Annotated in this window: 14 protein-coding genes; 2 read left to right on the top strand and 12 right to left on the bottom strand. The window is 67.6% G+C overall.

Annotation, left to right across the window (positions count from 1 at the left end; genetic code table 11):
* Window positions 1-161: 161 nt before the first annotated feature.
* The 8 genes from atpC to JWQ05_RS03530 form a co-directional block, all read right to left on the bottom strand.
* Window positions 162-563 (bottom strand): ATP synthase F1 subunit epsilon, encoded by a 402-nt coding sequence (gene atpC / locus JWQ05_RS03565; RefSeq protein ID WP_299654575.1) that lies wholly within the window; start codon window positions 561-563, stop codon window positions 162-164.
* A gap of 83 nt (window positions 564-646) precedes the next feature.
* Window positions 647-895 carry a hypothetical protein gene (locus JWQ05_RS03560; protein WP_299654572.1) on the bottom strand — a complete coding sequence of 83 codons (249 nt, stop codon included), beginning with the start codon at window positions 893-895 and terminating at the stop codon, window positions 647-649.
* Window positions 896-900: 5 nt separating this feature from the next.
* Window positions 901-2361: a F0F1 ATP synthase subunit beta gene (atpD, locus tag JWQ05_RS03555; protein ID WP_299654569.1), complete on the bottom strand. Its 1461-nt coding sequence runs from the start codon at window positions 2359-2361 to the stop codon at window positions 901-903.
* Between the two features lie 47 nt (window positions 2362-2408).
* Entirely contained in the window at window positions 2409-3284 is an 876-nt protein-coding gene (locus JWQ05_RS03550; protein WP_299654566.1) for a F0F1 ATP synthase subunit gamma, read from the bottom strand.
* A gap of 108 nt (window positions 3285-3392) precedes the next feature.
* Window positions 3393-4922 (bottom strand): F0F1 ATP synthase subunit alpha, encoded by a 1530-nt coding sequence (gene atpA / locus JWQ05_RS03545; RefSeq protein ID WP_299654563.1) that lies wholly within the window; start codon window positions 4920-4922, stop codon window positions 3393-3395.
* A gap of 69 nt (window positions 4923-4991) precedes the next feature.
* Entirely contained in the window at window positions 4992-5564 is a 573-nt protein-coding gene (locus JWQ05_RS03540) for a F0F1 ATP synthase subunit delta (RefSeq protein ID WP_299654560.1), read from the bottom strand.
* Between the two features lie 287 nt (window positions 5565-5851).
* Window positions 5852-6562, bottom strand: coding sequence for a DsbA family protein (locus tag JWQ05_RS03535; RefSeq protein ID WP_299654557.1), 711 nt, complete (start codon window positions 6560-6562; stop codon window positions 5852-5854).
* Window positions 6563-6649: 87 nt separating this feature from the next.
* On the bottom strand, window positions 6650-7276 hold the full coding sequence (locus JWQ05_RS03530; RefSeq protein WP_299654554.1) for a 2-hydroxychromene-2-carboxylate isomerase: 627 nt from the start codon (window positions 7274-7276) through the stop codon (window positions 6650-6652).
* A gap of 178 nt (window positions 7277-7454) precedes the next feature.
* On the opposite strand from JWQ05_RS03530, the gene JWQ05_RS03525 reads away from it, so the two are divergent.
* A complete protein-coding gene (locus tag JWQ05_RS03525) occupies window positions 7455-8696 on the top strand; it encodes an argininosuccinate synthase (protein WP_299654551.1) in 1242 nt (413 codons plus the stop codon).
* Between the two features lie 41 nt (window positions 8697-8737).
* Here the strand turns inward: JWQ05_RS03525 and JWQ05_RS03520 are convergent, their stop codons facing one another.
* From JWQ05_RS03520 to mtgA, 4 genes are all read right to left on the bottom strand, one after another.
* A complete protein-coding gene (locus JWQ05_RS03520; RefSeq protein ID WP_299654548.1) occupies window positions 8738-9637 on the bottom strand; it encodes an NAD(P)H-hydrate dehydratase in 900 nt (299 codons plus the stop codon).
* A complete protein-coding gene (locus JWQ05_RS03515) occupies window positions 9634-10398 on the bottom strand; it encodes a histidine phosphatase family protein (RefSeq protein ID WP_299654545.1) in 765 nt (254 codons plus the stop codon). The genes JWQ05_RS03520 and JWQ05_RS03515 overlap by 4 nt, the downstream gene beginning before the upstream one ends.
* Before the next feature lie 93 nt (window positions 10399-10491).
* Complete coding sequence (locus JWQ05_RS03510; protein ID WP_299654542.1) at window positions 10492-11058, bottom strand: hypothetical protein; 567 nt, start codon at window positions 11056-11058, stop codon at window positions 10492-10494.
* A gap of 100 nt (window positions 11059-11158) precedes the next feature.
* Window positions 11159-11857, bottom strand: coding sequence for a monofunctional biosynthetic peptidoglycan transglycosylase (gene mtgA, locus JWQ05_RS03505; RefSeq protein ID WP_299654539.1), 699 nt, complete (start codon window positions 11855-11857; stop codon window positions 11159-11161).
* A 116-nt stretch (window positions 11858-11973) separates the two neighbouring features.
* Between mtgA and JWQ05_RS03500 the strand changes: the two genes are divergently transcribed.
* Window positions 11974-12766, top strand: a 793-nt coding sequence (locus tag JWQ05_RS03500; protein ID WP_299654536.1) for a polyprenyl synthetase family protein, incomplete at its 3' end; no start/stop codon positions are given.

The following is a 12766-nucleotide window of genomic DNA, read 5'->3' as shown; positions in this document are numbered from 1 at the left end:
ACTTCCCGATCGCGGGCGCCGATCTCATCGCGCTGGGCGTTCGACCGGGCCCCGAGATCGGGCGGCGCCTCGCCCTGGCGCGACGCCTCTGGCTCGAACAGGGCTGCCCGGAGGGCGAGGCCACGCGTGAGGCTCTGCTCCGGCGCGCGACCGCGTAGAAGCTAGAAATTCAGCGCGACCTTGGCGTCGCGCAGCTGCACGATCGGGCCGGTGAGCTCGTCCTTCTTGGCGAAGTCTTCGGTGGCATCGCGCTGCAGCTCGACGGCGGCGATGTCGCGATCGATGGATTCCGGCGAGATCTCCTCGAACGGGTTCGCGCGCTCGGCGATGACCGTGACGGAGGTGGGACCGATGTCGGCAAAGCCGCCGCGAACCAGCACGCGCTTACCCGTGTGACCGGCCTCGTTGATAACGATGACGCCGACCTTGAGCGCCGTCAGCACGGGCGCATGGCCCGGCAGCACGGTCATCTCACCCTCGATGCCAGGGAGCTGCACGGCCTCGATCTGACCGGAGTAGAGCGTCCGCTCGGGGCCGACGAAATCGAACTGGAAGGTGGCCATGAGGTCGAGGATCCCGGCTCGGGTTGTCGTGATGAGGTCACGGCGCGCAGTCAGAGAAGACCGGCGCGCCGCGTGTCTTTCGTTCAGGCCCGGCGGCGATCGGCGACGAAGCCCGCCCCGAGGCCCAGCACCGCACCGATGACGGCGAAGATGCCGATATGCTGCATCTGACCCGAGGTCAGTGAGCCACCGCGCGTACCAGCCGGCGCGTCGCTCTGAACTTCGAGGCTGAACGAGCCGATCTTGATCTCGGCGGCCTCGGGCCGGGTAAGATACCCGGCGAGGCCCCCGACCACGAGACCGACGATCAGCAGAACGATCTTGGCGTTCACCGAGCTCAGGCTGCCGCAGCGATCTTCTTCGCCTTTTCCTTGGCGTCCTCGATCGTGCCGACCATGTAGAACGCCGCCTCCGGCAGATCGTCATAGTCGCCGTTCACGAGGCCCTTGAAGCCCTTGATCGTGTCGGCCAGCGGAACCTGGATGCCGGGGGAGCCGGTGAAGATCTCGGCCACAGAGAATGGCTGCGAGAAGAAGCGCTCGATCTTGCGGGCGCGAGCGACGGTGAGCTTGTCCTCTTCCGAGAGCTCATCCATGCCCAGGATCGCGATGATGTCCTGAAGCGCCTTGTAGCGCTGCAGGGTCTGCTGGACGCGACGGGCCACGTCGTAGTGCTCCTCGCCGAGCACGGCGGGGTTGAGCATGCGCGAGGTGGAATCCAGCGGATCTACGGCCGGGTAGATGCCCTTCTCGGCGATGGAACGCGAGAGCACCGTGGTGGCGTCCAGGTGGGCGAACGAGGCGGCGGGCGCCGGATCGGTCAGATCGTCGGCCGGCACGTAGATGGCCTGCACCGAGGTGATCGAGCCCTTGGTGGTGGTGGTGATGCGCTCCTGAAGGGCGCCCATGTCGGTGGCGAGCGTCGGCTGGTAGCCCACGGCCGAGGGGATGCGGCCGAGGAGCGCCGACACTTCAGAGCCGGCCTGGGTGAAGCGGAAGATGTTGTCCACGAAGAACAGCACGTCCTGGCCCTGGTCCCGGAAGTCCTCGGCGATGGTAAGGCCGGTCAGCGCGACGCGCGAGCGGGCGCCGGGCGACTCGTTCATCTGGCCGTAGACCAGCGCGCACTTGGAGCCCTCGGCCGAACCGTTGTTCTCCTTCGGGTCCATGTTGACCTTGGACTCGATCATCTCGTGGTAGAGATCGTTGCCCTCGCGGGTGCGCTCACCGACACCGGCGAAGACCGAGTAGCCGGAGTGAACCTTGGCGATGTTGTTGATGAGCTCCATGATCAGCACGGTCTTGCCGACGCCGGCGCCGCCGAACAGGCCGATCTTGCCGCCCTTGGCGTAAGGGGCGAGCAGGTCGACCACCTTGATGCCGGTGACGAGGATCTGCGACTCGGTCGACTGCTCGGCGTAGGACGGAGCGGGCTGGTGGATGGCGCGAAGCGTCTCGGAGACGATCGGGCCGGCCTCGTCGATGGGCTCGCCGATGACGTTCATGATGCGGCCGAGGGTGTTGAAGCCGACCGGGACCTTGATGGCCTCGCCGGTGTCGGTGACTTCCTGGCCGCGGACGAGGCCTTCCGACGTGTCCATGGCAACGCAGCGCACGGTGCTCTCACCAAGCTGCATGGCCACTTCGAGGACAAGGCGGTTGCCGTTGTTCTTGGTCTCGAGGGCGTTCAGGATCTCGGGCAGGTGGCCGTCGAAATGGACGTCGACCACGGGGCCGATGACCTGGGTGATGCGGCCGACCTTGCTGGAGCCGGCGCCGGGGGTAGCGGTGTTCGCCATGTGATACGGGTCCTTCGACGATGTTGCGGTCAGGGTGCCGAAGCGGCCTAGAGGGCCTCGGCTCCCGAGATGATTTCGATGAGTTCCTTGGTGATCATGGCCTGACGCGTGCGGTTGTAGATCTGCGTCTGCTTCTTGATCATCTCGCCGGCGTTGCGCGTGGCGGAGTCCATGGCACCCGTGCGGGCGCCCTGCTCGGAGGCGGCGTTCTCGAGGAGAGCCCGGAACACCTGAACCGTGAGGTTGCGCGGCAGCAGCGTGTCGAGGATCGCCTCCTCGCTCGGCTCGAACTGAAGCGCGGCGTCCGGCGCCGTCGCGCCGGTCTCGGGGAGTTCGGCCGGGATCAGCTTCTGCGCGGTCGGCACCTGCGCGATCACGGAGCGGAAGCGCGAGTAGAACAAGGTCGCGACATCGAACTCGCCGGCATCGAAGCGGGCGATGATGCTGTTGGCGATCTCGGCGGCGAACTCGTAATCCACCGGCTTGTTGCCGCGCAGGTCCCGGTTCTCGATGATCTGGTCGCGGTACTGGCGACGCAGGAGGTCGTAGCCCTTCTTGCCGACGGTGACGATCTTCACCGTTTTGCCCTCGGCCGTCAGCCGGCGGATGTGCTCGCGGGCCAGACGCACGATGGACGAGTTGAAGCCGCCGCAGAGGCCGCGATCGGCCGTGCAGACGACGAGAAGGTGGGTCTTCTCTGAGCCGGTGCCGGAAAGAAGCTTCGGCCCCTGCACGCCGCCGACGAGGTTCGCGGCAAGGTTGCCGAGCACCTGGGACATCTTCTCGGCGTAGGGACGCGCGCTCTCGGCGGCCATCTGGGCGCGCCGCAACTTGGCGGCGGCGACCATCTGCATGGCCTTGGTGATCTTCTGCGTGCCCTTCACCGAAGCGATGCGGTTACGCAGATCCTTCAAACTCGCCATGGGTGTCTTCCAGATCCATCCGCTGCGGCTCAAGACGAGAGCCCGGCCTTCCGGGCGCCTCGTTCACACTGACGTCCGGCCGGTCCGCAGGGACCAGCCGAGGGTCCCTTAGGCCAGCGACTTGGCCACGGCCTCGACGACGCCCTTCAGCGTCTTGGCACTGTCGTCGGACAGGTCCTTCGAGTCGCGGATCTTGGCGAGGAGGTCGGCGTGCTTCGTGCGCAGGGTCGAGAGCAGGGCGTCCTCGAAGGGCCGGACCTTCGAGACCGGCAGGCCGTCGAGGTAGCCGTTGACGCCGGCATAGATCACCGCGACCTGCTCTTCCATCTTCAGCGGCGAGAACTGCGGCTGCTTCAGGAGCTCGGTGAGACGCGAGCCACGGTTCAGGAGCTTCTGGGTCGAGGCGTCGAGATCCGAGCCGAACTGCGCGAAGGCGGCCATCTCACGGTACTGGGCGAGCTCGCCCTTGATCTTGCCGGCGACCTTCTTCATCGCCTTCGTCTGGGCGGAGGAGCCCACGCGGGAGACCGAGAGGCCGACGTTCACCGCCGGGCGGATGCCCTGGTAGAACAGGTCGGTCTCGAGAAAGATCTGGCCGTCGGTGATCGAGATCACGTTGGTCGGGATGTAGGCCGAGACGTCGTTGGCCTGGGTCTCGATCACCGGAAGAGCGGTCAGCGAACCGTTGCCGGCGGCGTCGCCCATCTTTGCGGCGCGCTCGAGGAGGCGCGAGTGCAGGTAGAACACGTCGCCGGGATAGGCCTCGCGGCCGGGCGGGCGGCGCAGCAGCAGAGACATCTGGCGGTAGGCCACGGCCTGCTTTGAAAGATCGTCATACACGATCACGGCGTGCATGCCGTTGTCGCGGAAATACTCGCCCATGGCGCAGCCGGCGAAGGGCGCGATGAACTGCATCGGGGCGGCATCGGATGCGGTCGCTGCGATGACGATGGAGTATTCCAGTGCGCCGTTGTCTTCGAGCGACTTCACGAACTGGGCGACGGTGGAACGCTTCTGGCCAATGGCGACGTAGACGCAGTAGAGCTTGGCGTTCTCGTCGGTGCCGGCATGGGCCGGCTTCTGGTTGAGGATGGTGTCGAGCGCGATGGCGGTCTTGCCGGTCTGGCGATCGCCGATGATGAGCTCGCGCTGGCCGCGGCCGACAGGGATCAGGGCGTCGATGGCCTTGAGGCCGGTGGACATCGGCTCGTGTACGGACTTGCGCGGGATGATGCCCGGTGCCTTCACGTCGACGCGGCGGCGCTCGGTGGTGGCGATCGGACCCTTGCCGTCGATGGGGTTGCCGAGCGCGTCCACGACGCGGCCGAGCAGCGCCTTGCCGACTGGCACGTCCACGATGGCGCCGGTGCGCTTGACGGTCTGGCCTTCCTTGATGTCGCGATCGGACCCGAAGATCACGATGCCGACGTTGTCCTGCTCGAGATTGAGGGCCATGCCGCGCACGCCGGACTCGAACTCGACCATCTCGCCGGCCTGGACGCTGTCGAGGCCGTAGGCGCGGGCGATGCCGTCACCGACGGACAGAACCTGACCGACCTCGGTGACCTCGGCTTCCTGGCCGAAATTCTTGATCTGATCCTTCAGGATCGCGGAGATCTCGGCGGCGCGGATATCCATCGTCGGGCCTCTTGTCGTTGATTGATTGAATGGGGTCTGGGACGGGAAGCGGTCGGGCCTCGAAGGCCCTTACCGGGCTTCCCGCATCGCGAGGCGAATTCCGTTGAGCTTGGTGCGCAGGGAGGCGTCCACCATGCGGCTGCCGATCTTGACCACGAGGCCGCCGATCAGGCTGGGGTCGATGCGAAGGTCGAGGTCGATCTCCGCGCGGGCGACGTCGCGCAGAGATGCCTTGATCTCCTCGATGACGGCGTCGGAGGGCCGCTCGGCCACGGTGACCTCGGCGCGCACGATGCCTTTCGAATCCCGCACGAGGCTACGAAACGCGCGGATCATGTCGGGCAGCGCGAACAGGCGGCGGTTGGCGGCGGCAAGACGGATGAAGTTCGCGCCGAGACCGCCGATGCCGGACTTGTCCAACAGAGCGACGATGGCGGCTTCCTGCTCGGCACCGGAGAAGACCGGGCTCCGCACCAGGCGACGCAGATCGGCGCTCTCCTTGAGCATCGCGTCGAACTGATCGAGGCTCGCCGAGACGCCGTCGATCGCGCGCTCGTCGCGCGCCAGTTCGAACAACGCCGACGCATAACGCGCCGCCACGCCTGCAACCGGAGAACTCGCCTCGGAACCGTTCTGCGCCACGCGCCGCTCTCTCTTCAATCCTGCCTGAGGGCTCCGGCCGTGTCGCACCGTGTTCGGTGCGGGCTCTGAAACCGTCAGGATTGGGAACGTGCCGGTCTGCGCGGGCCATCAAAAGCCCGCCCTTCCGGCGCGGCGAGGGCCTAGCATGCGTGTCGGGGGGGCGCAAGACGATGGACCCTGCGCGGACGCGTTGTGCAACGCGGGATACCCAGCCCTGTTCCGATGGGATGAAACGGTGGCGAAGGTGAGGCGGCCATCGGAGGCCCACCGCGAACCAGCGGTGGGTTTCAGCAGGCGATCTGATCGCAACGGCGGGTCGCGGCGACCATGCGAGCCAGGGCCTTGGGCCCCGGGTGACCGAGCAGCCCTGTGTTGCCAAGAACGTAGGAGGGTGTCGCCGACAGGCCGAGATCGGCGGCCATGCGCATCTGCGCCTTCAGGGCGAGGCGCACCTCCTCGCTGTCGGCGATGCTCTCGATCTCAGCCGATGGTACTCCGAGCTTGGCGGCGGCCTGGAGGGTGGTTGGGCCATCGATCTTGCCAGGCTTGGCGAGGAGCGTCCTGTAAAGGCTCCATGCGGCGGCCGAGCCGAGCTTGCGCTGGATCGCGAGCGCGACCTTGGCGGCCTGCGCCGACTGCACAGCCAGGATCGGGTTGTTGACAAGTCCAATTCGCAGGGCGGGATCGCTCTCGGTGAGCGAAGCCATGTCCGCCGCCGCCTTCCGGCAATAGGGACAGTTGTAGTCGAAGAACTCGTAGAGCGTGGTCGCCGCATCGGCCGCGCCGACATAGGTCACGCCGCGCAGAGATGGGATTTCACCGACGATCTCGCCGGGCAGGCGCATGTTGGCGACAGGCCGACCCTCGTCGCTATCCACCTTGAACGCCTGACCGTAGCCCTGTGCCCCGGCGGTCCCGGCGACGCCGGCCTCGGCGGCGAGGCTCGCGGACGCGAGCAGGAAACGCCGACGATCGAAGCGTGTCGAGAGGTAACCCATGGTGAGACCCTGGATGTGTGGGAAAACGGCGTGGCTTCTAGACCCGCCGCCGCCGCACCGCCAGCGCGCTGGTTCACTCCGGTCCCGTCAGCGCATCGCGCCCGGGCGGTCGCCGACGGTCCAGGCCAGGGCCTGCTCCAGCCGATCGTTACCCCAGAACAACTCGCCGTCCCCAGTTAGGAACGTCGGTGCGCCGAAGATCCCGCGTGAGCGCGCCTCCTCGCCGTTGACGCGCAGCCGTCCCTTGTTCGTCTCCGCCGCCGCCTGCTTGAGGATGATCGTTCCGTCGAGGCCGAGGCTGTTGAGGAGCGCCACGACGGCTGGCGGTTCGGCGATCGATTGACCCCGTGCGAAGGCACTCTCGTAGACGGCCTTGGAGAAGGGCACGAGCCAGTCGTGATCCATGCCGTAGGTCGCGGCGCGGGTGGCGCTGAGACTGTTCTGCGGGAAGGGATCGGGTCGCTTGATCGGAGGCAGGCCCAGGCGGGCGGCCTCCCGCTCCACGTCGCGCCACATGTGGCGCCCCTTGGCCGGGTAGAGGTTGAAGGGCGACGAATTCCAACCCTGCGCGGCGAAGATCGGCCCGACGAGGAAAGGCCGCCAGCGCACCTCGACGCCGGCCGCCTCCGCTAGCGCCTCGATCCGCATCGCCGCGAGGTAGGAATAGGTCGAAGCGAACTCGTACCAGAATTCGAGGGTCGGCCTGCGCGCCATGCGTCGAATCTCCGGGTCTGAGGTGGGTGTGAGTGTCCCTCGTCGAAGCGCTCGCGACAAGGCGGTGTCGTGACACGGCCACGCTGAGCGAACGCGCCCGGCGGCACGGCGGTTGCACGGCCCCGCGCTCCGCTGATAAGCCGCCGCAATCCCAACGCCCGAACCGCAAGCGAGCCCCATGACCGACGCGAACCCGAAACCCGTCAACAAGGTCGTGCTCGCTTATTCGGGCGGCCTCGACACCTCGATCATCCTGAAGTGGCTGCAGACCACCTATGGCTGCGAGGTGATCACCTTCACGGCCGATCTCGGCCAGGGCGAGGAATTGGAGCCGGCGCGTGCGAAGGCCGAGCTTCTCGGCATCAAGCCCGAGAACATCTTCATCGAGGACCTGCGCGAGGAATTCGTGCGCGACTACGTGTTCCCGATGTTCCGGGCCAACGCCGTCTACGAGGGCGTCTATCTCCTCGGCACCTCCATCGCCCGGCCGCTCATCGCCAAGAAGCAGATCGAGATCGCCGAGCGCCTCGGCGCCGACGCCGTCTGTCACGGCGCCACCGGCAAGGGCAACGACCAGGTCCGGTTCGAGCTCGGCTACTACGCCCTCAAGCCCGACGTCACGGTGATCGCTCCCTGGCGCGAGTGGGACCTGAAGAGCCGCGAACAACTCATCGCGTTCGCCGAGCAGCACCAGATCCCGATCTCGAAGGACAAGCGCGGCGAGAGCCCGTTCTCGGTGGACGCAAACCTCCTGCACGCCTCGTCGGAGGGCAAGGTGCTGGAGGACCCCGCCGACGAGGTGCCGGATTACGTCTACTCGCGCACGATCTCGCCGGAGGAGGCGCCCGAGACACCGACCATCATCACCATCGGCTTCGAGAGGGGCGACGCGGTCTCCATCGACGGCGAGGCGTTGTCGCCGGCCAACCTGTTGGCCAAGCTCAACCAGCTCGGCCACGACAACGGCATCGGCCGCCTCGACCTCGTCGAGAACCGATTCGTCGGCATGAAGAGCCGCGGCATGTACGAGACGCCGGGCGGCACTATCCTGCTGCCGGCCCATCGCGCCATCGAGTCGATCACGCTGGATCGTGGGGCGGCGCACCTCAAGGATCAGCTGATGCCGCAATACGCGGAGCTGATCTACAACGGCTTCTGGTTCTCGCCGGAGCGCGAGATGTTGCAAGCGCTGATCGACAAGAGCCAGGAGATGGTCACCGGCGAGGTCCGGTTGAAACTCTACAAGGGCGGCGTCCACGTCATCGGCCGCACCAGCCCGAACTCGCTCTACGACCAGGACCTCGTGACGTTCGAGGAAGGGGCCGTCGCCTACGACCATCGCGACGCGGCGGGCTTCATCAAGCTCAACGCCCTTCGCCTGCGCACGCTCGCCCAGCGCAAGAAGAAGCTCGGCGCTTGAAGAACGACCGCCTCTCCGACACTCAGGAGAGGCGGTTCTCGTCATCTGCCGTCGGCGTCCTCCCGCGACACCGCATGGATCAGGGCCGGAACCTCGCCGGAGATCTCGCGCGCCAGGAAACCCAACGGTCCGACCGATTTCGCGAGGCGCGCGCCCGCCTCGCCGTGCAGATAGACGCCCCAAAGAGCCGCCCGCAGGGGATCGGCGCCCCGCGCCAGGATGCCGGCGATGACCCCGGCGAGCGCGTCACCCGAGCCCGATGTGGCGAGACCGACGCCGCCACCGGCATAGAGCCAGCGTTCCCCGTCCGGGGCGACGATCCAGCTCTCGGCGCCCTTCATGATCACCACGGCCTGTAGCAAGTCGGCGGCGCTGAGTGCGGCCTTCAGCGGCTCGGCCTCGATGGCCTCCCGCTCCCATCCGAGCAGTTGCGCCATCTCGCCCGCATGGGGCGTGATGATCGGACGGACCTTCAGAGCACGCACGACCTCGGCTTGGTCGTCGAGGCCGCAGATTGCCCCGGCATCGAGGACATAGGCGAGGTCCGGCTGCGCCGAAAGGAGAGATCGGACCAGCGTCGTCGTAGCCGCACTGGTGTTCATGCCGGGCCCGATCAGGACGGCGTCGCAGCGCCCGGCCGCCTCGGTGCACTGGGTGGCGGCCTGCGGCTCGATCTCCCCCGCATCCGTCTCGGGCAGGCCGATCACCATGGCCTCCGGCACCGCCAGCGCCATTGCGACAGCGACGCTGCGCACGGAAGCGATCTTCAGCTTGCCGGCACCCGCCCGCAGGGACGCCACGCCGGCGAGGAAGACGGCCCCGGGCACCTGCGCACAGCCACCGAGGACGAGCACGCTGCCGCGATCATCCTTGCTGCCGGATTCCGGCGTCGGAAGGGGCAGGCCCCTCAGCCGCTCACGGGTCAGCTGGATCTGCGTCATCGCACGTCCTCCGTCAGCGAAGGTTCGGCCGTCACGGGGGCGCCGCCCTGTTCCATCGGAGCGACGAAATTGTAGCGTTCCAGGTCGAGCCGGCCGGTGGTCCCGTCCTCGGCTCGGTAGGCATATTCGGTGACAGAGCAGTTCAGGACGTCGCCCTCGGCATCGATCCCGAGGATGTCAGCCTCGGTCATGTTCTCCAGAAGGTAACGCAGGCAGAGCACGACGACCTGATGGGCGACGATAAGCACGCGCTTTTCGGCGTGATGCAGCGACACCGTGTCCATGGCGCCGCGCAGGCGCAGGATGACGTCGCACCAGCTCTCGCCACAGGTCGGGCGGTAGTAGAACTTGCCCAGGCGGGCACGCAGGTCCGCTTGCTCGGGGAGCAGTTCCTCGATGCCGGTGCGGGTCAGGCGATCGAGGAGGCCGAGTTCCTTCTCGCGAAGCCGCTCATCGACGAAATTGGCCGGCGCCTCGCGTGCCACCCCGCCTTCCTGCCTGATGCACGCAACGGTCTGCTGCGCCCGCACGAAGGGCGAGGTCAGGACCACGTTCGGACGCTCCGACTCGGGCATCTGTGCGAACCACCGGCCGAGGGCAACGGCCTGCTGCCGGCCGCGATCGCTCAAGGGGACGTCGACGTCGCGCTCCGCGATGTCGATGCGCGCGAGCCCGGCTTCGTGGGCAGCGTCGCGAGCGACGTTCCCGGCACTCTCGCCGTGTCGGACGATCCAGATCCGGCTCGGCCAGCGGTGCAGCATCCGTCACGTCCTCGGCTTGTTTCCCCCTCGCCAACGCTTTCGGAGCCTGGACGTTCGCCGCGAGGGCCGTTTGTGGGCCGACAAATACGCCGATCAGGCCGGCTGCCAGCCCGCAGGCGTCCGCTGGAAATCGCCAGGGCCGAGGTCGGCGTAGCGCAGAAAGATCTGCAGGGCCGGCTGCATCTCGTGATGCTGGGGCGGCAGGGCGGCGCCCGCACCGTAGGGTGCGTCGGCATCGACCGCAGGCACGTCACGGGTTGCGTCCCAGCGAATCGCGAGGGCGTGCACGAGTGCGATATGATCCGCCGTGACGTCGAAGGTGACATGCTCGGGCGTCTCGCCCGTCGCGTCGTCGCGAAACACGTCGCCGACATCGTCGGAGGCGAGCTTGGCGAGCGTGTTGTGATAGGCGTAGCGCCCGGGCTTGAGCACGGCATTGCCGATGAAGATCGCGAGCGCGTCTCCCAGCGCCCGGTGCTCCTCGTCCGCCCCGTCATCGTCGCCGGTGACGTTGAAGATGTCGCCGTCCCGGTCGGTGCTGCCGTAGGGCGCATCGGGATGGACGATGGGCGCGCCCACGCCTTCCGGGTTCCAGGCCACCACCATCCGGCGGATCAGCGCGATGCGCTCCAGGGTGAGTTCAACGGTCGGCTCGTTCATCGTTCGTCTTTCACGCGCGTCGCCGCGAGGGCGCCCGTCTCGGCCGTCGCAAGGCCGCCGGAGGGAATGGCCGGCAGGTAGCCGATCCCACCGCCCCGGGCTACCGTTTCAGGCAGCCCATGAGGCCGGTGACGCCGTTCATTCGCGTCTGGATGCGGGCGGCCTGAGCGCGCACGCCCCTCGACGGCAGGGCGGGATTGCGCAGGATCGGGTTCGGAAGGACCGCTGCGAGAAGCGCCGCCTCGCCGCGCGTGAGGGTTCGGGCCGGCTTGCCGAACCAGCGCTGGGCGGCGGCCTCCGCACCGAACACACCCTCACCCCACTCGGCGATGTTGAGGTAGATCTCCATGGTGCGGGGTTTGCCCCAGAGCGTATCGGCCACCAGGGCCAGAGGGATCTCGAGGGCTTTGCGGATCACCGAGCGGCCCGGCCAGAGAAAGACGTTCTTCACCGTCTGCATGGGAATCGTCGAGGCGCCCCGGCTCGGCCCCTCCTCGTCGTCGACCACGTCCCGCAGGGCGTTCCAGTCGACGCCGCCGTGCAGGCAGTAGCGCTGGTCCTCGGAAGCCACCACCGCCTGGACGAGGTAGGGCGAGATCGCATCGAGGCTCACGGCCTGCCGGTCCACGGGCCGGAGCGTCAACCATCGTCCGAGCATCAGGGTTGAGGGCGGGGTCAGCGCGCTATAGACGAGCGCCAGCGAAACCAGGAGACCGACCGCGATGACCGGGAGGAGCAGGATGAGATTGACGATCCGCCGCAATCCCCCGCCGCGCCGCCCCCCGGACGCCCCGCGCATCGACCCTTCGCGCGCCGAGACCGGGTGCAAAGGCCGCTCCGCGCTCTCCTCCCTGTCCTGAATTCGAACCTCCCTCGCCCGCGATACGGCATCCCTGACCGAAGGCCCGACCGAACATGACCTCAACGCAAGGATCCCACGCTTCGGTCAAGGCGGATGCCCCGATGGACGCGTTTTCCCACAGGCTTGCCACGGTGGCCGATACGGTCGAAGCCTATCTCGCGGAGCGCTTGACGCCCGAGGCGCAGGCCGGCGAGATCACCCGTCCGGTACGCCTGATGGAGGCGATGCGCCACGCGGTCCTCGGCGGCGGCAAGCGCCTGCGCCCGTTCCTCGCCATCGAGACCGCGCGGATGCTGGGCGGCTCCGAGACGGGCGCGCTCGCGGCCGGCTCCGGTATCGAACTCGTCCACTGCTACTCCCTGGTGCACGACGACATGCCGGCCATGGACGACGACGACATGCGTCGCGGCAAGCCGACCGTGCACAAGGCCTATGACGAGGCCACCGCCATCCTGGTCGGCGACGCGCTCCAGACGCTGGCCTTCGAGATCCTGGCGGATGCCACCTGGCAGCCCGACCCGGCGATCCGCGCCGACCTCGTGCTCGGCCTCGCCAAAGCCTCGGGCCTCGGCGGCATGGTCGGCGGCCAGCTCCTCGACCTCGGCGCCGAAGGCCGTTTCGGCCCGGTCACCCTCGGAGTGGACGATACGCTTCAGCTCCAGGCCATGAAGACGGGCGCGATCCTGGCATTCTCAGTGGAGGCGGGCGCCATCGTGGGAGGCGCCAACACGGATGAGCGCAAGGCGCTGCTGCGCTACGGCCACGCGCTGGGCCAGGCCTTCCAGATCGCTGACGACATCCTCGACCGCGAGGCCTCGCCGGAAGCCATGGGCAAGGCCACGGGCA

It is taken from the genome of Methylobacterium sp., from assembly GCF_028290105.1.
In the GTDB taxonomy this organism is placed as follows: Bacteria; Pseudomonadota; Alphaproteobacteria; order Rhizobiales; family Beijerinckiaceae; genus Methylobacterium.
Note: the sequence above shows the minus strand (reverse complement) of the source record. Positions and strands in the feature narration are given on the sequence as shown.